This window comes from Pseudomonas sp. 32_A (genome assembly GCF_017490905.1).
GTDB classification, from domain to species: Bacteria; Pseudomonadota; Gammaproteobacteria; order Pseudomonadales; family Pseudomonadaceae; genus Aquipseudomonas; species Aquipseudomonas inefficax.
Genome location: NZ_JAFGYI010000015.1, coordinates 106,913 through 122,382 on the forward strand (window position 1 = coordinate 106,913; position 15,470 = coordinate 122,382).

The 15,470-nt window shown below is 60.2% G+C and carries 18 protein-coding genes and 1 pseudogene; 13 read left to right on the forward strand and 6 right to left on the reverse strand.

What is annotated here, in order from left to right:
- Positions 1 to 168 precede the first annotated feature (168 nt).
- On the reverse strand, positions 169 to 375 hold the full coding sequence (locus tag J5M58_RS11880; protein ID WP_196183243.1) for a helix-turn-helix domain-containing protein: 207 nt from the start codon (positions 373 to 375) through the stop codon (positions 169 to 171).
- A gap of 98 nt (positions 376 to 473) precedes the next feature.
- On the opposite strand from J5M58_RS11880, the gene J5M58_RS28445 reads away from it, so the two are divergent.
- The 8 genes from J5M58_RS28445 (at position 474) to J5M58_RS11920 (ending at position 5,716) form a co-directional block, all read left to right on the forward strand.
- Positions 474 to 1,133 (forward strand): LexA family transcriptional regulator, encoded by a 660-nt coding sequence (locus tag J5M58_RS28445; protein ID WP_196183242.1) that lies wholly within the window; start codon positions 474 to 476, stop codon positions 1,131 to 1,133.
- 278 nt (positions 1,134 to 1,411) lie between these two features.
- Positions 1,412 to 1,588 carry a helix-turn-helix domain-containing protein gene (locus tag J5M58_RS11890; protein WP_230385817.1) on the forward strand — a complete coding sequence of 59 codons (177 nt, stop codon included), beginning with the start codon at positions 1,412 to 1,414 and terminating at the stop codon, positions 1,586 to 1,588.
- The gene (locus J5M58_RS11895) at positions 1,585 to 2,094 is read left to right on the forward strand and encodes a hypothetical protein (RefSeq protein ID WP_207878212.1); all 510 of its coding nucleotides are present in this window, start codon (positions 1,585 to 1,587) and stop codon (positions 2,092 to 2,094) included. The genes J5M58_RS11890 and J5M58_RS11895 overlap by 4 nt, the downstream gene beginning before the upstream one ends.
- 95 nt (positions 2,095 to 2,189) lie before the next feature.
- On the forward strand, positions 2,190 to 2,687 hold the full coding sequence (locus J5M58_RS11900; protein WP_207878213.1) for a hypothetical protein: 498 nt from the start codon (positions 2,190 to 2,192) through the stop codon (positions 2,685 to 2,687).
- Positions 2,684 to 4,357, forward strand: coding sequence for a DNA cytosine methyltransferase (locus J5M58_RS11905; protein ID WP_207878214.1), 1,674 nt, complete (start codon positions 2,684 to 2,686; stop codon positions 4,355 to 4,357). The genes J5M58_RS11900 and J5M58_RS11905 overlap by 4 nt, the downstream gene beginning before the upstream one ends.
- Positions 4,354 to 4,554 carry a hypothetical protein gene (locus J5M58_RS11910; RefSeq protein ID WP_207878215.1) on the forward strand — a complete coding sequence of 67 codons (201 nt, stop codon included), beginning with the start codon at positions 4,354 to 4,356 and terminating at the stop codon, positions 4,552 to 4,554. Before J5M58_RS11905 ends, J5M58_RS11910 begins: the two co-directional genes overlap by 4 nt.
- A 374-nt stretch (positions 4,555 to 4,928) precedes the next feature.
- The gene (locus J5M58_RS27930) at positions 4,929 to 5,444 is read left to right on the forward strand and encodes a hypothetical protein (RefSeq protein ID WP_243432310.1); all 516 of its coding nucleotides are present in this window, start codon (positions 4,929 to 4,931) and stop codon (positions 5,442 to 5,444) included.
- Positions 5,441 to 5,716: a pyocin activator PrtN family protein gene (locus tag J5M58_RS11920; protein WP_207878216.1), complete on the forward strand. Its 276-nt coding sequence runs from the start codon at positions 5,441 to 5,443 to the stop codon at positions 5,714 to 5,716. The genes J5M58_RS27930 and J5M58_RS11920 overlap by 4 nt, the downstream gene beginning before the upstream one ends.
- A 57-nt stretch (positions 5,717 to 5,773) precedes the next feature.
- On the opposite strand, the gene J5M58_RS11925 is transcribed toward J5M58_RS11920, so the two are convergent.
- Both J5M58_RS11925 and J5M58_RS11930 read right to left on the reverse strand, forming a co-directional pair.
- Positions 5,774 to 6,352 carry a hypothetical protein gene (locus tag J5M58_RS11925; RefSeq protein ID WP_207878217.1) on the reverse strand — a complete coding sequence of 193 codons (579 nt, stop codon included), beginning with the start codon at positions 6,350 to 6,352 and terminating at the stop codon, positions 5,774 to 5,776.
- 43 nt (positions 6,353 to 6,395) lie between these two features.
- Positions 6,396 to 7,517 (reverse strand): site-specific integrase, encoded by a 1,122-nt coding sequence (locus tag J5M58_RS11930; RefSeq protein WP_207878218.1) that lies wholly within the window; start codon positions 7,515 to 7,517, stop codon positions 6,396 to 6,398.
- Positions 7,518 to 7,621: 104 nt separating this feature from the next.
- Here J5M58_RS11930 and dusA point away from each other — a divergent pair, with 104 nt between their 5' ends.
- From dusA to J5M58_RS11945, 3 genes are all read left to right on the forward strand, one after another.
- Positions 7,622 to 8,632: a tRNA dihydrouridine(20/20a) synthase DusA gene (gene dusA, locus J5M58_RS11935; protein ID WP_207878219.1), complete on the forward strand. Its 1,011-nt coding sequence runs from the start codon at positions 7,622 to 7,624 to the stop codon at positions 8,630 to 8,632.
- Between the two features lie 345 nt (positions 8,633 to 8,977).
- Positions 8,978 to 9,904 (forward strand): transaldolase, encoded by a 927-nt coding sequence (gene tal / locus J5M58_RS11940; protein WP_087503032.1) that lies wholly within the window; start codon positions 8,978 to 8,980, stop codon positions 9,902 to 9,904.
- A 206-nt stretch (positions 9,905 to 10,110) separates the two neighbouring features.
- A complete protein-coding gene (locus J5M58_RS11945) occupies positions 10,111 to 11,973 on the forward strand; it encodes an alkaline phosphatase D family protein (protein WP_207878220.1) in 1,863 nt (620 codons plus the stop codon).
- 164 nt (positions 11,974 to 12,137) lie between these two features.
- On the opposite strand, the gene rssC is transcribed toward J5M58_RS11945, so the two are convergent.
- Together rssC and rssB are read right to left on the reverse strand one after the other, a co-directional pair.
- Positions 12,138 to 12,620, reverse strand: coding sequence for an anti-sigma factor antagonist RssC (rssC, locus tag J5M58_RS11950; RefSeq protein ID WP_013971741.1), 483 nt, complete (start codon positions 12,618 to 12,620; stop codon positions 12,138 to 12,140).
- Positions 12,617 to 13,798, reverse strand: coding sequence for a two-component system response regulator RssB (rssB, locus tag J5M58_RS11955; protein WP_112252175.1), 1,182 nt, complete (start codon positions 13,796 to 13,798; stop codon positions 12,617 to 12,619). Before rssB ends, rssC begins: the two co-directional genes overlap by 4 nt.
- 281 nt (positions 13,799 to 14,079) lie before the next feature.
- Between rssB and J5M58_RS11960 the strand changes: the two genes are divergently transcribed.
- On the forward strand, positions 14,080 to 14,379 hold the full coding sequence (locus J5M58_RS11960) for a PilZ domain-containing protein (RefSeq protein ID WP_112252156.1): 300 nt from the start codon (positions 14,080 to 14,082) through the stop codon (positions 14,377 to 14,379).
- Between the two features lie 108 nt (positions 14,380 to 14,487).
- Here the strand turns inward: J5M58_RS11960 and J5M58_RS11965 are convergent, their stop codons facing one another.
- Positions 14,488 to 15,195 carry a VacJ family lipoprotein gene (locus J5M58_RS11965; protein ID WP_112252155.1) on the reverse strand — a complete coding sequence of 236 codons (708 nt, stop codon included), beginning with the start codon at positions 15,193 to 15,195 and terminating at the stop codon, positions 14,488 to 14,490.
- Between the two features lie 200 nt (positions 15,196 to 15,395).
- On the opposite strand from J5M58_RS11965, the pseudogene J5M58_RS11970 reads away from it, so the two are divergent.
- Positions 15,396 to 15,470, forward strand: a pseudogene (locus J5M58_RS11970) (phosphonoacetaldehyde phosphonohydrolase-related protein); the annotation flags it as partial.

A 15,470-nucleotide genomic window follows, 5' to 3' on the forward strand; every position in this document is an offset into this window, starting at 1 on the left:
TATCCTACGACTACGACCGATATGCCTGTTCCAATGTGTTGTGCGACACGGCTTGTCGTTCTAGTCATCCGGAGCAACTTGTGGTGAGAGGTTCCGGATGGCGGGGATACACAGTGCTTTGCACTGCTAACGCCGAGCTGGGGGATTCTTGTGGTGAGAGGCCCCAGCTCAGCAATCCTTTTGCGGGTCGCCCTCAGCAGGCTGGCCCATCTGTTCCTCATAAAAGCGCTCAATCGCTTTGCCCGCCTCATAGCGGATCGCCGCGCCCTTCGTTGCTCGATAAATGGTTGGCTGGGTAACCCCCACTCGCTCAGCAATAGCGCGCTGCGAGAAACCCTGCTCAATCAGTGTTTGAAGCATCTCTTGTATGGACATAGCGCTTGCCTATTCGTTAGCGAATAGATGGATGTTACCCAAACGAATAGGTGTAAGCAATACACTTGCGATACGCAAACAAATCAGAGCAATGAGCAGTGATAGGAAACCGCATAGCAAAGCGCATGCATGAGCTAGGGCTGTCCGGAGGCGAGCTCGCCAGGAGGTCTGGCGTGCCACAGCCTACTATTCACAGAATATTGTCTGGAACGTCCGCCAGCCCCCGCCAACAGAATGTTGAAAGAATTGCTAGAGTGCTGGGTGTCTCTACCGAATGGCTCTGGAAAGGTGAAGCCAACCCCACGGTCACAACCGGCCCGCACTCAAACGTCGAACCAGGACCAAAGGTTCGCGGATTCGTGCCGTTGATTTCCTGGGTGCAAGCTGGGGCGTGGTGCGAAATGCAGGAGCCTTTTGAGCTTCAGAATGTCGAGTCCTGGCTGCCTTGCGCGGTTTCGCACAGCAGCGGCACGTTTGCCCTGAGAGTTCGCGGCCTTTCAATGTTCAACCCGCATGAACGTCGCTCATTCAGGGAGGGCGACATAATCTTTGTCGACCCCGCGAAGGACTACGAGAACGGCTCTCTGGTAATCGCAAAGCTCGCGGATAGCAAGGAAGCTACGTTCAAACAGCTTGTCATCGAAGGCGAACGCCAGTTCCTCAAGCCACTGAACCCATCTTGGCCAGATCCCATCATTGAGCTACCAGATGATGCCGTGATCTGCGGCGTGGTCGTATCGAAGGTGGAGATATTCTGATGTATTGAGGTATACGCGGGCAGTACGGAAAGGTATTGACCCAACATATTCGTTTAAGTATTGTCTGAGCCGCAATCCTCTCACCACCGAGGCTCAGAAATGCTACATGCACAACACACCCAAGGGTGCAAGGTCTACTTGCACCCCACCGCCTGTACCCGCCCCAGCTTCATAGATGCCTTCCAGCGCCGCACCGGACTGAAAGTCATCACCACGCCAACAGGTTTAGCAATGGCCACCCTGGACGACGGGAGGCAGGCATGACCCAGGCCGAGCTAATGACACCCGACCAAGCGGCAAACCTGCTTGGCGTGAGCCCCAGGACTCTCGCCGCATGGCGATGCACTGGCCGCTATTCCGTGCCGTATATCAAAGTGGGTTCCAAGGTCCGCTACCCCCGCGAACAGCTCAATGAGTGGCTCTCCAACCGACCAACTGGAGGGAGCCAAGCATGAGCGAGTTCTTCATTCCCCTCCGCCGCGTGATGCTGCTCCAGCATGTACTGGAGAACGGAGGCACGACCCGCTGCCCAATGCAGCGCCCCGAAACCAGCATCGACGCCCACGTTGAGATCGAGAACGACCTTCGCACCCACCAAGTGAAGGTAACGTTCGGACCTGCCACCGGAACGATCACCCTTCAGAGAGGCGACTCGTCGAAGTACATGGCCCTTCGAGACTTTCTGCAGGACTTGGCCAACGGCCGGACGGAGTCAGGACGGCGATCAGGAGAGGCCATCGCAATGCGGGAGGCGCTGGAATCGGTCAATGCCGCTCTCGGCCCCGAGCACACTGCCTACATCAGCCCCACTATCGACCCTAAACACCCTTTCCGCGTGATCGTGCTGGATGATCTTGGCGACATCTGTGCCAGCACTAAAGGCCACTGCAAGGACCAGCTCGTCGAGACTGTCCGCCGCCAGCTCCGGCCTACTTCCGTGGGGCACGGGGAGCATCAATAAGTAACAAGGCGGCCCCGGCCACCTGGGGCACTTCGCTCAGTACCAAGCCTCACCACAGCTTTACCGCTTGGGGCTGAGCATCAGGAGCACAACACATGCAACCGCATCAACAAGTTCTTGCCATGGGCATCCTCTGGCTGATCACCCTGCTCATCCTGCCTTTCCTGTTTGCGAAAGCCCGCCATCGCGCCTTCAACCGAGGCCTGGACGCCGGCAAACAGCGCCTGAAAGCCGATCTGAAATTGCAGATCAAAGGACTTCAAGACGACTTGGACGAAGCCCGGGTCCAGACCGAGGCGGACCAGCGCAAGCATCACCTGGCTATCGCACACCTCAAAAGCAGTATCCGCGAACTTGAAGCCCGGATCATGTCCTACACCGGGCTTGCAGTGACCAGGGCGGACTACGAGCTGCTCATCAGTGCCATAGAAACCCTGAACCTGACCGAGCGGACGCTTACGGCAATGAAGGCAACTCAGCAGGCATCACGCGCCGGCCTGGAAGCCACCGGACTGGGCGACTTGGCTAAGCGCATACACGCTCAGCTGCGCGAAACACCGGCCAGTGCTGCAAATGCAGGGGCTGCAGCATGACAGCCGCCCAGCAGATCAACGTGGCAAGCGCGCAGCAGCAGGCACTCCCCTTCCAGCGCGAACTGTATGTGGACCTGTTTGCGGGGGCAGGCGGAGCCAGCAGCGGCGGTGCCCGCGCCTATCGCGACCCTGATGTGGCCATCAACCACAACCCCATCGCCATCGCCGTGCACCGGGCCAATCACCGCAAGACCCGGCACTACATCAGCGATATCTATGAGGTCGATCCACTGGAGGCCACCGGCGGCCAGCCCGTGGGCATCCTGTGGGCTTCCCCGGACTGCCGGCACTTCTCCAAGGCCAAAGGTGGCGCGCCACGCAGCAAAAGCGTTCGTTCTTTGCCATGGGTCGTTGTCCGCTGGGTATTCGCGACACGCCCACGCCTGTTCCTCATGGAGAACGTTGAGGAGTTCCAGGCCTGGGGGCCGCTTGACGATGCTGGTAAACCGATCAAGGCCGAGATGGGCCGAACCTTCAGGGCGTTCGTATCCTGCCTTACCACCGGCCTGCCCGCCGATCATCCCGATATGGCGGAAATCATGGACTGCATTGGCCAGTGGGTTCCAATGGAAGCCCTGGTGCGCGGCCTGGGCTGCAACGTGCAATGGAAAGAACGCCGCGCGTCCAACGCCGGGTCACCGACCATCCGCAAGCGCCTGTTCCTGATCGGCCGCACCGATGGCCGTCCCATTGTGTGGACTAAACCCAAGCGACACGAGAACCCTCAGGCCGATCAGCTGCCATGGCGAACTGCGGCGGAGTGCATCGACTTCTCTGACCTGGGCAAAAGTATCCTCGAACGCAAGCGCCCGCTGGTGGACAACACCTGCCGCCGGGTCGCGAAGGGGTTCTGGCGGCACACCGTAATGGCTGAGCAACCATTTGTAATTCCGTTGAACGACCAGCAACTGGCCGCCGCCAGCCTCACCGAGTTCGCCAATGCGAGCACACAGCGGACCTTCAGCATTGCGGAGCCATTGCGCACTCAGGTTGCCCAAGTGAAGGGCGGTCACTTCGCCATGGCAGCAGCACACCTCACGCACCTGACCACCAGCAGCGGGCACCACTCCCTTGCCGCATGCCACTTCGAACAGGCCAACGGCGGCTTCTACACCAGCGACGGGCGGGCCGCAAAGGCACCACTGAGCACCATCCTCGGCCGAGGCTCCAATCAGCGACTGGCCACCGCCTACCTAGTGAAGTACTACGGCACGGGCGGGCAGTGGCAAGGCATGGAAGAGCCGATGCACACCTTGCCAACGAAAGAGCGCATGGCCCTGGTCACCATCGTGCAGGTGCCAGCCGCCATCCTGCCGCCGAAACTGATAGAACGAGCCCGGAAGTGCGCCCGCTTCCTGCACAAGTACCTGCCTGAACACTTCCCCGAGCAAGTTGATGTAGTGCTGCTCGGCGAGTACGCCCTGGTGGACTTCACCCTGCGCATGCTCAAAGCACCAGAGCTGAAGCTAGCACAAGGGTTCAGCCCTGAATACATCCTCGATCGCGGACTCTTTGAGAACCCTCACACGGGTCGGCTGGAATGGCGCGCCATCAACAATACCGACCAGATCCGACTGATCGGGAACAGCGTTTGCCCTGACGAGGCGGAAGACTTGATTGCCGCCAACGCCAAGGATCTGATTGACCTGTACCAACGGGAGGCAGCATGAGCCAGCACGACCATCCCCCACCCGCCGCGAAACTCAACGCAGCCGCTTGGCTCGGCCGGGCCGGGCTGTATCGCACTCGGTTTGACGCAGTGCGCAACTTCGAGCAGTCCGTAAGGCCGGTTACCGCCGACGAGCTGTTCGAGCTTGCTAGCAAACAGGTGCTCAGCCAGATCAATGAGGGCCGGCACCATGCCTAACCCAACACGAATCTGGCAACTGATTAGCTTTGCGCTCGCCGTCGCGCTGATCGCCGCGTTGGTCAAGTTGCATCACAGCAGCACCGCCCTCCGCCCAGCGACAGGCACGTTACCGACTGTTAACAGCGCCACGAACTTTAAGCACCTAGCCCTCAGCCCGCACGCCCGTCGAGCCCATGAGAGGTATTCGCTGTGATCAACACACCGACCTACACCCCGACAACCCGGACACCAAAGGGCATGCAACCCATGCTGCGCCCCGCCATGTCGTTCATATGCGACATCTGCGGCAAGGCTCGAGTGAAGGGCAATCACGACCGGTGCTCCAAAACCCGTCAGGCAGCTGGCTTCATCATCATGCGAGGTCGTAAATCATGAACACCGATCCACGAGACCTGTTCATAAGCCTCAACCCCCTCGGCCTGGACGAGCGCGAACTGGAGAAAGACAGCTCCGGGTTCGCCGACGACCGCACGCACAGCGATTACCTGGTGTACCTGGCTGGCTACAAAGCCGGCGCGGTGGACGGCGAGAAAAGCGAATGCCGGCGCCAACGCCCGATAAACGCCGAGGGCTGCAAGCCCGAGAGCACCTTCCTGCCCTTCGACATGCCCTGCGCTGAGGCAGCGACTAGCCGCAGCCTCGACAAAGCGGAGGGCTTCAAGCCCGACCTCGCATATCCACTGCTTCAGCTTCAGTTGCAGCGCCAGGGCGAGCCAACCCCCAGACTAATAGAAGTGCTGCCCGCCATCCGCGATGTCTTCGGCGAATGCAGGTCGACCCAACGACACGTCAAATGCAACCAGATCCGCCAACGGCGCAAAAGTACCAAGTGGAAAAGCTACGTGGCCAATGTAGTCGCGAAACGAGCAATGAGGAGAGAAGTATGAATACCGCTTTCGTGCTGATGGCGCAATATAATGCGCTGGCCATAATCCCGCTTGAAGTGGTATGCAATGACTATTTTAAACATCTAACTCCTGAAATGTTTCAGCGGAAAGTTTTATCAGGCCAGATAAAAATCCCAATCACTCGATTGGAGAGTAGTCAGAAAAGCGCCAAAGGAATACACATAACAGATCTTGCTGAGTACCTAGAAGCTCAACGCGCTCTAGCACTCAAGGAACATCAGCAACTCAACAGAGTACACCGAGCTTGCTAAAGCACCGCACAACAAGAGCCAAATAAGGTACAAGGGCGCCACTTCGGCGCCCAATACCTAGACATTATCAGGACCTTTTCCAAACATGGACTCAAATCTAGAAACATCCATTTCTACGACTCGCCTGTAAACCTTGCGACTTGAAAAAAGACTTAATGCGTGCTCCGACAATTGATCCGCCCCCGTAATGGTGCGACATATCAAAGCCACCTTAGCCATCCTAGCCTCAATACCAAGCTTCGAAGAGACAGCTATTATACCTTCCTCATCAAACTCCAGAATGGCTCCAGATACGGCGCTGGACAGCTTTTTGACTTCCACCCAAAGCTCAACGGGGAGTATAACCGCACCTCGCTCCTCTAACTCAGCAAACTGCTTGTAATATTCACGAATATCCTCTCTTGCCTCATCATGATACAGCGATTCATCATCTGAAAGGATAGTAACGAAAACTCGAAGCCGCGATTGAAGGTGGCTTATCTGTACCGCCAGATCCAACTGCCTAGAAAAAAGTGCATCCCTCAAAGGAGCCACCCTAGCCTTGGCCGTATAATAAAGACCCAGCGCACCAACCAATAAAGTCGATACTATACCTGCAACCCCAACAATTAAAGTAACCACCCCTTCTTCCATCATACCCCCTCCGAAGAACCCTAGCGACAAAAATACAAGTGTTTATTCAAGACACTCTTGCCCCAAGCCTCACCTTGGACTCGATAATCTGATCCAACCACTTCCAGCCCTTATACCGGTCGCAGCGCCCGCGCAAATGGGTATAGCGCCGCATCGAGTTCCAGTCGCGATGGCCGGACACACTTGAAACTCTCGGTATGTCCCAATCCATTTCGAACAACCGACTCACCCCTTCGTGGCGCAAGTCATGAAAGTGCAGATTCTCGATACCGGTCATCTTGCATGCCTTCGACCAGGCCGCACCGATTGAATCCGTGTTGTATGGGAATATCTCCGAGCACTCCCGCGGCATGCTCTGCACAATCTGCCAGGCCTCATCTGGTAAATGACACCAGACATCATTACCGATCTTCTGCCCGGGGTTTTTCATATCCCGCACTTTCACCGCTTTCCGGTGCTCATCCAGATCGTCCCAGCGGATGCGCGTGATTTCATCCATTCGCCTAGTGGAGAAGATCGCGAACGCCACCACCTTGGGCATGTGGATGGCTGTCGGCCTGCGCTGCAGCGTCTCGAAGAAGTGCTCCATCACTTTATCGAGCTCATCCAATGTAGGCCTGCGATCTCGCTCGCGACTCCTCATGTTGTAGCCGAACTTTTTCAAGACAAGGCGCGCATCGGGCATCGCCAGGGGATTGATCTCGTACTCCCAGGCTGCCCGGGCCAGGGACAGAACTGAACCTAGGTGAGCTAAGTCATTGCCGGCAGTCTGAGGCTTGACTGAGCCACCTTCGGGCCCCATGCGCCAAAGCGCATAATCCACCAGTACTTGCTGGCTGATATCCGAATCGATCTTATCGCCCAGGTAACTCTTCTTGATGGCATTGAGTGTTCGCCGCTTGGACTCGCCAAGAGGCCGGGCTTTCTCCGCCTCAATCAAATAGCGATCGATCATTTCCTTGACCGTGTGTCCCTCGCGGCTGGCCCGCTCGATCGCACCAGGTACCGCCAATTCGGTCTCTCGTCGCTTCGCCCAGGCTTGAGCGGCCTGCTTGCGGGCGAATGTCTGAGCTTCTTGGTAAACTATGACACCCTTTTTCTTGAGGCGGATCTGGACGGTGTAGCTGACCGTCCCATCGGCCTTTTTCCTTGCTCTGATCGTTGCCATGATTTTCGGTGGTACAAGCGTGATTGGCGGTGGTACATCGTACCACCGTCACACCAAAAACGCCCAAAAACCCCAGAAAACGGCACAAAAATGCGTAGACCAGAATGCCCCTAGAATCAGCATCAAAGCCACAAACCACGCGCCCTGAGCCCTCTCGCCGCTTCAGCGTTGCACCGATGATGGACTGGACAGACCGCCACTGCCGGTTTTTCCTGCGCCTGCTTTCCAAAAACACCCTGCTCTACACCGAAATGGTCACCACCGGTGCCCTGCTGCACAACGACGCCCAGCGTTTCCTGCGCCACGACGCCTCCGAGCACCCGCTGGCCCTGCAACTGGGCGGCAGCGTGCCGGCGGACCTGGCCGCCTGTGCCCGCCTGGCCGAGGAGGCTGGCTACGACGAGGTCAACCTCAACGTCGGCTGCCCGAGTGACCGGGTGCAGAACAACATGATCGGCGCCTGCCTGATGGCCCACCCGGCGCTGGTGGCCGACTGTGTGAAAGCCATGCGCGATGCGGTGTCTACCCCGATAACGGTCAAGCACCGCATCGGTATCAATGGCCGCGACAGCTACGCCGAGCTGTGCGACTTCGTCGGCCAGGTGCGCGAGGCAGGTTGCCGGAGCTTTACCGTGCATGCGCGCATCGCGATCCTGGAAGGGCTGTCGCCAAAGGAGAACCGTGAGATTCCGCCGCTGCGCTATGACGTGGCGGCGCAGTTGAAGGCGGACTTCCCGGACCTGGAGATCGTGCTCAACGGCGGGATCAAGACCCTGGCCGAGTGCCAGGCACACCTTGAAACCTTCGATGGGGTAATGCTGGGGCGTGAGGCGTACCACAACCCTTACCTGCTGGCCGAGGTGGACCAGCAGCTGTTCGGCAGCGAGGCGGCAGTGGTCAGCCGCAGCGAGGCGCTGGCGCAGTTGCGGCCTTATATCGTCGCGCACATGGAAAGTGGTGGCGCGATGCACCACGTTACCCGGCATATTCTGGGGCTGGCCCAAGGGTTCAAGGGTGCCCGGCGCTTCCGCCAGCTGCTGTCGGCGGATATTCACAAGGCGGCAGAGCCGTTGGCTGTGTTCGACCAGGCGGTGGAGTTGTTGCAGGGGCGGTGATTCAGCAGGCGGGCCTGATCGCCAACAAGCCAGCCCCTGCGGGATGTTGCAGGGGTTCAGATGTATGCAGATTCTGTGGGAGCGGGTTTACCCGCGAAGAAAACAACGCGGTGTGTGGCACCGGCTTCGCCGGTGTTCGCGGGTAAACCCGCTCCCACAGGGATGGCGCAAACCACCACATTTTGTGTAAGCCAGTTGTATCTCCAGCGGCCCGTGCAAGCAGATGCGGAACCTCGAGGCTGCTTGCGACTCGAATCCTCACCTTTCGCACCGCGCTTCGCGAGCCCTTGAGTGGCCGTCGGGGCTCGGGTAATGTCGAGTCATTGCACAGGACAGAGCACGCCCATGACCTCCAAGCTGGAACAACTCAAGCAGTTCACCACCGTGGTCGCCGACACCGGGGACCTGGACGCCATCACCCGCCTGAAACCGGTGGATGCCACCACCAACCCGTCGCTGCTGCTCAAGGCGGCGGCCATCCCGGGTTACGCCGAGCTGCTCAAGCAGGTAAAGGCCGATGCCAAGGGTAATGTCGACCTGGCTTGCGACAAGTTCGCGGTGGCCGTGGGCTCGGGCATTCTCAAGGTCATCCCGGGGCGTATCTCCACCGAGGTGGATGCCCGCCTGTCGTTCGATGAGCCCGCCCTGCTGGCCAAGGCGCGCAAGCTGATCGAGCTGTACGAAGCCGCCGGCGTTGGCCGCGACCGCGTGCTGATCAAGCTGGCCTCCACCTGGGAAGGCATCCGCGCCGCCGAAAAGCTGGAGAAGGAAGGCATCCAGACCAACCTCACCCTGCTGTTCTCCTTCGCCCAGGCCCAGGCCTGCGCCGATGCCGGTGTGTTCCTGATTTCGCCGTTCGTGGGCCGTATCTACGACTGGTACAAGAAGAGCACCGGCAAGGAATACGTGGGCGCCGAAGACCCGGGCGTGCAGTCGGTCACTCGCATCTACAACTACTACAAGGCCAACGGCTACAACACTGTGGTCATGGGCGCCAGCTTCCGCAATATCGGCCAGATCGAACAGCTGGCCGGCTGTGACCGCCTGACCATCAGCCCAGAGCTGCTGCAGCAGCTCAGCGATGACCAGGGTGACCTGCCGCAGGTGCTGAAGCCGGGCAATGCCGGCGAGCCCAAGCAGCAGCTGAACGAGAGCCAGTTCCGCTGGGCCATGAACGAAGACGCCATGGGTACCGAGAAGCTGGCAGAGGGCATTCGCCAGTTCGCGCGGGACCAGGAGAAGCTGGAGAAGTTGATGGCTGAAAAGGCCTGATACATTTCGGGATTGCCTGACGGGCGGGAAGTGTTCAGCATTTTCCGCCCGTTTTGTTTTGCCTGGCTTCAGATGTGTATTGAATCCCAGGGCCTCTTCGCGGGTGAACCCGCTCCCACAGGGATCCGCACAGGTCCGAAGTTGGCGCTGTACCTGTGGGAGCGGGTTTACCCGCGAAGAGGCCCGATAAGCCACCCGAGCTGTCGATGACCTCCTCTACCCCATTGCCCCTCGTACTCGCCGGCCCGATACTGCGCCGTCTGGAACCCCAGCGCCTGGCCATCTGGCTGGTCGCCACGCAACCGCTGCAACCCGAACTCATCTTCCCGGCAAGCAAGGCCCAGGTCGATTGCCAGGTGGTCGCGGTGGGTCAGCACGCCTTCATCCACTTGCTGGACATCCACTTCGCCCAGCCGCTGCCCTGCAACCAGTTGCTCGACTATGACCTGCTCATCAAAGGCCAGGGTATCGCCGACTGGGCGCCACATCTGCTGTACGCAGGCACCCAGCGCCCAAACCTGGTACTGCGCGATCGGCTCGACCACCTGCTGCACGGTTCCTGCCGCAAGCCGCATTTTCCGGCCGCCGATGGCCTGCTGTGCGCCGACCGCCTGCTGCAGGCCTGCGAAAAACCCACAGACCGCCCCGCCGTGCTGCTGATGACCGGCGACCAGGTCTATGCCGACGACGTCGCCGGCCCGATGCTGCGCGCCGTCCACAGCCTGATAGCGCGCCTTGGCCTGTTCGACGAGCAACTGGAGGGCGCGGTGGTGCCCGACAGCCAGGCGCTGTACCAGCACCCGGCCTGCTATTACCACCGCGCCGACCTGCTGCCGGCGCAGGAGCGCAACGAAACCTTGCGCGAGCGCTTCTTCGGCGGCAAGCGCAAGCCGATCTTCTCCTCCAGCAACGCCGACAACCACCTGGTGACCTTCGCTGAGGTCATGGCCATGTACCTGCTGGTGTGGTCACCGGTGCCGTGGCAGCTGGTGAACCTGGACATGCCCAACGGGCTCACCGCACCGCGCCAGGCCCGTTACCAGCAGGAACTGCCGCTGATCCAGGCGTTTGCCGGCAACCTGGGCCAGGTAGCAAGGGTGATGGCCCACCTGCCGTGCCTGATGATCTTCGATGACCACGACATCACCGACGACTGGAACCTCTCGGCGCAGTGGGAAGAAACCGCTTACGGCCACCCCTTCTCGCGGCGGATCATCGGCAATGCCCTGCTCGGCTACCTGCTGTGCCAGGCCTGGGGTAACGACCCGCAGGGTTGCAAGGCCCTGGTCGGGCAATGCCAGGCGTTGGACAGCCAGACACAGGATGAGCTGATCGGCGCGCTGCTGCGCTTCCAGGGCTGGCAGTTCAGCCTGCCCACCAACCCACCCTTGCTGGTGCTGGACACCCGCACCCGCCGCTGGCGCAGCGAAAGCAGCCTGGCCAAGCCGTCCGGCCTGCTCGACTGGGAGGCGCTGAGCGAGTTGCAGCAAGCACTGCTGGACCACCCGTCGGCGATCATCGTGTCGCCTGCGCCGATTTTCGGCGTGAAACTGATCGAGACAGTGCAGAAACTGTTCAGCTGGCTGGGCTACCCGCTACTGGTGGATGCCGAGAACTGGATGGCCCACCGCGGTGCAGCGCAGGTCATCCTCAACATCTTCCGCCACTCGCGCACGCCGGGGCACTACGTGGTGCTGTCCGGCGATGTGCACTACTCGTTCGTCTATGAGGTGCTGATCCGCCACCGCCAGCGCAGCCCGCACTTGTGGCAGGTGACCAGCAGCGGGATCAAGAACGAATTCCCGCGGCGCCTGCTGGATGTGCTCGACCGGCTCAACCGCTGGCTGTATGCGCCGCGCTCGCCGCTGAACTGGTTTACCAAGCGGCGGGAAATGGAGGTAGTGCCGCGTACGCCCAGCCATAGCAAGGCTGGCGAGCGGTTGTGGAATGGCGCGGGGTTGGGGCAGGTGTTCTTCGATGAACAGGGGCGGCCGGCGCGGGTGTATCAGCTGGATGCGGGTGGGGGTGAGGCTACCGAGTTTGCTCGGCGGGAGTGGTCAGGCAAGTAGCTGGTGTCGGCCTTGCCGGCCTATTCGCGGGTGAACCCGCTCCCACAGGTTATGCACCAGCCTTGAGTCATGCACTGCACCCTCAGGTACTGTGCTGCATTCGAAACCCGTGTTGACCCTGTGGGAGCGGGTTCACCCGCGAATAGGCCGGTACAGGCTGAAGATCAGGTCCGCTCCAGGGCATTGACCAGGTCATGGAAAGCTTCGCGGTTGGAGTCGTTCAGGCCCATGAGAATCTTGTGCGCCTCCAGCACCTTGGAGCGCACCACGTCTTCGTTCTGGTCCTGGGACGGCAGGTCGGTCAGGCATTCCGGGCACGGAATCGGCCGATCGACGATGTTGAACACCTGATCGAAACCCATCGACTGCAACAACCGGGAAATGTCCGGGTTGGTGGTGACCACGGTCGGCAACAGGCCCACCTTCTGGCGCGACAGGATCGACAACTTGGCCAACAGGCCCAGGGTGGTGCTATCGATGCTCTCGGTTTCGGTCAGGTCGATGACAATCGCCGAGAAGTTCAACGCAGTGAAAATCTTCTCGATCGTTGCATCCAATGCCGAACACAGGGTCAGGCGCACTTCACCGACAAATTTCAGGACGAAGGTACCGCTCTGCTCGGCGAACTGGATTCTACCGGTACTCATTGAAGGTTCCTGCTCAACACCAATAGGGCGATATCATCCGGCATCTCCCCAAGCGTAGCCAATCCAAATCGTTGACGCAGCCCATCCAGGCTGCCACCTGCTGCCCTGACGATTTCCGGCAGGGCGGTTTCTTTATCTTTGAGCGTGTCACCCGGCAAAAGGTCCAGAATGCCATCGGACATCAGGCTGAGGCTGAACTGCGGCGGCAGTTCCACTACCAGGTCCTGGTAGGTGGCCTCGTCGAACAGCCCCACCGGCAGGCCACGGCCTTCCAGGTAGCGGGTGTGCTCGGGGGTGTGCAGCACCGGCAATGGCAGATGGCCGCCAACGGCGTAGGTCAGCAGGCCGGACTCTTCGTCGATCACCCCGCCAACCATGGTGACATGCTTGCCCAGCTTGCTGTTGATCAGGCCGCGGTTGATGTGGCTGAGCACTTCCGAGGGCTTGAACTCACGCATCCTGCTGCGCTTGAGCTCGAACATCAGCCGAGTGGTCATGAATTTCAACAACACGGTGACAAACGCCGACGACGCGCCGTGCCCGGACACATCAGCGAGGTAGAAGGCAATGCGCCGCTCGTCGACACGGAAGTAATCGACAAAATCACCCGACAGGTACAACGACGGGATGATCTGGTGCTCGAAGGCGAACTCGCTGGCCGCCCAGGGGCTTTCCGGCAGCATGTTCATCTGCACCTGGCGACCGGCGGTCTGGTCCTCCTGCAGCAGGTGCAGGCTGGCCTCCAGTTCGCGGTTGGCGGCTTCGAGCTTGTCGCGGTAGCGCTGGTTTTCCAGCACCAGTCGCGAGCGGTCGAGGGCACGGCGCACCGAGTGCTCGAGCACGGCCAGGTCTTCCAGCGGCTTGATCAGGTAGTCGGCAGCGCCCAGGCGCAAAGCTTCCACCGCATCGCTCATGACGCCGGCACCGGACACCACGATAACCGGCAACTGCGGGGCGCGCTCGCTGACCTGACGGATCAGCTCGAGGCCGCCCATCTGCGGCATGCGCAGATCGCAGATCACGAGGTCGGGCTGGTGTTCTTCGAAGACCTGAAGCCCCTGCTGGCCATTGCCGGCCTGGAGGACGCTGAAGCCACTGTCTTCAAGATAGGCGGCGAGGCTTGCACGGACCACGTCGTCGTCATCGATGATCAGCAGCGTTGCACTGGTTTTCTGCATGTGGGCGAACGGCGCCGATTTAGGTTGGTGCAGCGGTGTCGGCAAGGCAGACGGCCAGCTACGGGAATTCTTTGTGGTCACACTCTACTTGAGTTGTAGGACAAGAACACCTGCCCGGCAACTGTCCGGCAACTGTGAGAGCTACCTTGTAAGGCGCAGACGGTACTCCCATCCGCCCAGCGTTTCAAGCATGCAAGGGTCGACCCCGCCGCACTTTACAGGGCAAATCACCGGGAGTTATAAGAAAGTCGACCAGCGCAACCCGATGGGAAGGATGCAGCATGCCTCACACGCCCTCCAGCCATGGCGAGAAACGCGACTTCATCCGCATGCGCATCGACACCGAGGTCAGCCTTTTGCACGAAGGCCAGGTAATTGCGGCGGTGTGCCTGGACCTGTCCAGCGGCGGCATGCAGGTGCAGGCACCGCAGCGCTTCCAGGTGAGTGACCATATCGAAGTACGGATCGAGTCCGACCACCCGGCGCTGAAAGGGCTGCATGCCAGCACGGAAGTGGTGTGGATTGCCGACCAGCCGGGCGGGCAGCAGAAGTTCGGGTTGCGGATTCTGGCAATGCACTGATAGCGCCTGCCCCGGCCTCATCGCCGGCAAGCCGGCTCCCACACCGACCTTGAGGCAGGTGCAATTCCCGTGGGAGCTGGCTTGCCGGCGATGAAGCCAGCACTGCAATCAGAAGTCGTCTTCGACCTCGCCATCCTTGACCTTGAACTCGCGGTTCTGCAGGTATGCATTGCGAATGAAGATGTACTTGTCCCCCTGGATCAGCTTCTCGGCCGACAGCAGGTCGGCGCGGGTGTCGATGATGTCCAGGGCGAAGATCGAATTGCGCGTCGGCACATGGTCGATGTAGCGGTAGGGTTCGGTGTAGGTGTCCGGGTACTTGGCCACGCCGTCACGCACGGTGCTCGGGCCCAGCAGCGGGATGACCACGTACGGGCCGCTCGGCACGCCCCAGTAGCCGAGGGTCTGGCCGAAGTCCTCGTCGTTGCGCTGCAGGCCCATCTTGGTGCCCACGTCGAAGAAACCGCCCAGACCGAAGGTGGTGTTGACGATCAGCCGCGCCGTGTCCACGCCCGCCGCATGGGGCTTGAACTGCAGCAGGTTGTTGGCGAGGTTGGTCACATCACCCAGGTTGCGGAAGATGTTGTGGATGCCATCTTCGAGGAACTGCGGGGTAACCGCCTGGTAGCCCTTGGCCAATGGCTTGAGGGCATAGGTGTCGAGGGTATCGTTGAAACGGAAGATCGGGCGGTTGACCGCTTCCCAGGGATCTTCCTCGGTGGCGGCCTGGGTGGCTGCCACGGGCGCCAGCAGCATGCTGGCGCATACACAGGCCTGGGTGACTCGTTCGATCACACTGGCACCGATCCTACGCATAGGTGTTTCTCCATCGAATTTCTCGGCCGCAAGCGCAAACGGGTGCGCTGCTGTACGGCGGCAGTATAGAGGCTTGCGGGCTGATAAACAGCTTTACACACCTCTGCTCAATAATTTGTGAACAACTGTTGCGCGGCGCCCGCTGTCACAGGGTGGTAACAGTCGCCGAATAGCCTGCGGACTATTTGAGGGAAGTTGCCATGGACGCTGCACCCGCCTTCACCGCTGTGCTGTTCGGCTTGCGCGGCTGCCTGGTGCAAGCCGAACAGCACAGC

What these genes read in the sequence shown, in the direction of transcription:
- J5M58_RS11880 (WP_196183243.1), bottom strand. Translation starts at nt 375, where the DNA reads ATGTCCATACAAGAGATGCTTCAAACACTGATTGAGCAGGGTTTCTCG.
- J5M58_RS11890 (WP_230385817.1), top strand. Translation starts at nt 1,412, where the DNA reads ATGACACCCGACCAAGCGGCAAACCTGCTTGGCGTGAGCCCCAGGACT.
- J5M58_RS11895 (WP_207878212.1), top strand. Translation starts at nt 1,585, where the DNA reads ATGAGCGAGTTCTTCATTCCCCTCCGCCGCGTGATGCTGCTCCAGCAT.
- J5M58_RS11900 (WP_207878213.1), top strand. Translation starts at nt 2,190, where the DNA reads ATGCAACCGCATCAACAAGTTCTTGCCATGGGCATCCTCTGGCTGATC.
- J5M58_RS11905 (WP_207878214.1), top strand. Translation starts at nt 2,684, where the DNA reads ATGACAGCCGCCCAGCAGATCAACGTGGCAAGCGCGCAGCAGCAGGCA.
- J5M58_RS11910 (WP_207878215.1), top strand. Translation starts at nt 4,354, where the DNA reads ATGAGCCAGCACGACCATCCCCCACCCGCCGCGAAACTCAACGCAGCC.
- J5M58_RS27930 (WP_243432310.1), top strand. Translation starts at nt 4,929, where the DNA reads ATGAACACCGATCCACGAGACCTGTTCATAAGCCTCAACCCCCTCGGC.
- J5M58_RS11920 (WP_207878216.1), top strand. Translation starts at nt 5,441, where the DNA reads ATGAATACCGCTTTCGTGCTGATGGCGCAATATAATGCGCTGGCCATA.
- J5M58_RS11925 (WP_207878217.1), bottom strand. Translation starts at nt 6,352, where the DNA reads ATGATGGAAGAAGGGGTGGTTACTTTAATTGTTGGGGTTGCAGGTATA.
- J5M58_RS11930 (WP_207878218.1), bottom strand. Translation starts at nt 7,517, where the DNA reads ATGGCAACGATCAGAGCAAGGAAAAAGGCCGATGGGACGGTCAGCTAC.
- dusA (WP_207878219.1), top strand. Translation starts at nt 7,622, where the DNA reads ATGCCCCTAGAATCAGCATCAAAGCCACAAACCACGCGCCCTGAGCCC.
- tal (WP_087503032.1), top strand. Translation starts at nt 8,978, where the DNA reads ATGACCTCCAAGCTGGAACAACTCAAGCAGTTCACCACCGTGGTCGCC.
- J5M58_RS11945 (WP_207878220.1), top strand. Translation starts at nt 10,111, where the DNA reads ATGACCTCCTCTACCCCATTGCCCCTCGTACTCGCCGGCCCGATACTG.
- rssC (WP_013971741.1), bottom strand. Translation starts at nt 12,620, where the DNA reads ATGAGTACCGGTAGAATCCAGTTCGCCGAGCAGAGCGGTACCTTCGTC.
- rssB (WP_112252175.1), bottom strand. Translation starts at nt 13,798, where the DNA reads ATGCAGAAAACCAGTGCAACGCTGCTGATCATCGATGACGACGACGTG.
- J5M58_RS11960 (WP_112252156.1), top strand. Translation starts at nt 14,080, where the DNA reads ATGCCTCACACGCCCTCCAGCCATGGCGAGAAACGCGACTTCATCCGC.
- J5M58_RS11965 (WP_112252155.1), bottom strand. Translation starts at nt 15,195, where the DNA reads ATGCGTAGGATCGGTGCCAGTGTGATCGAACGAGTCACCCAGGCCTGT.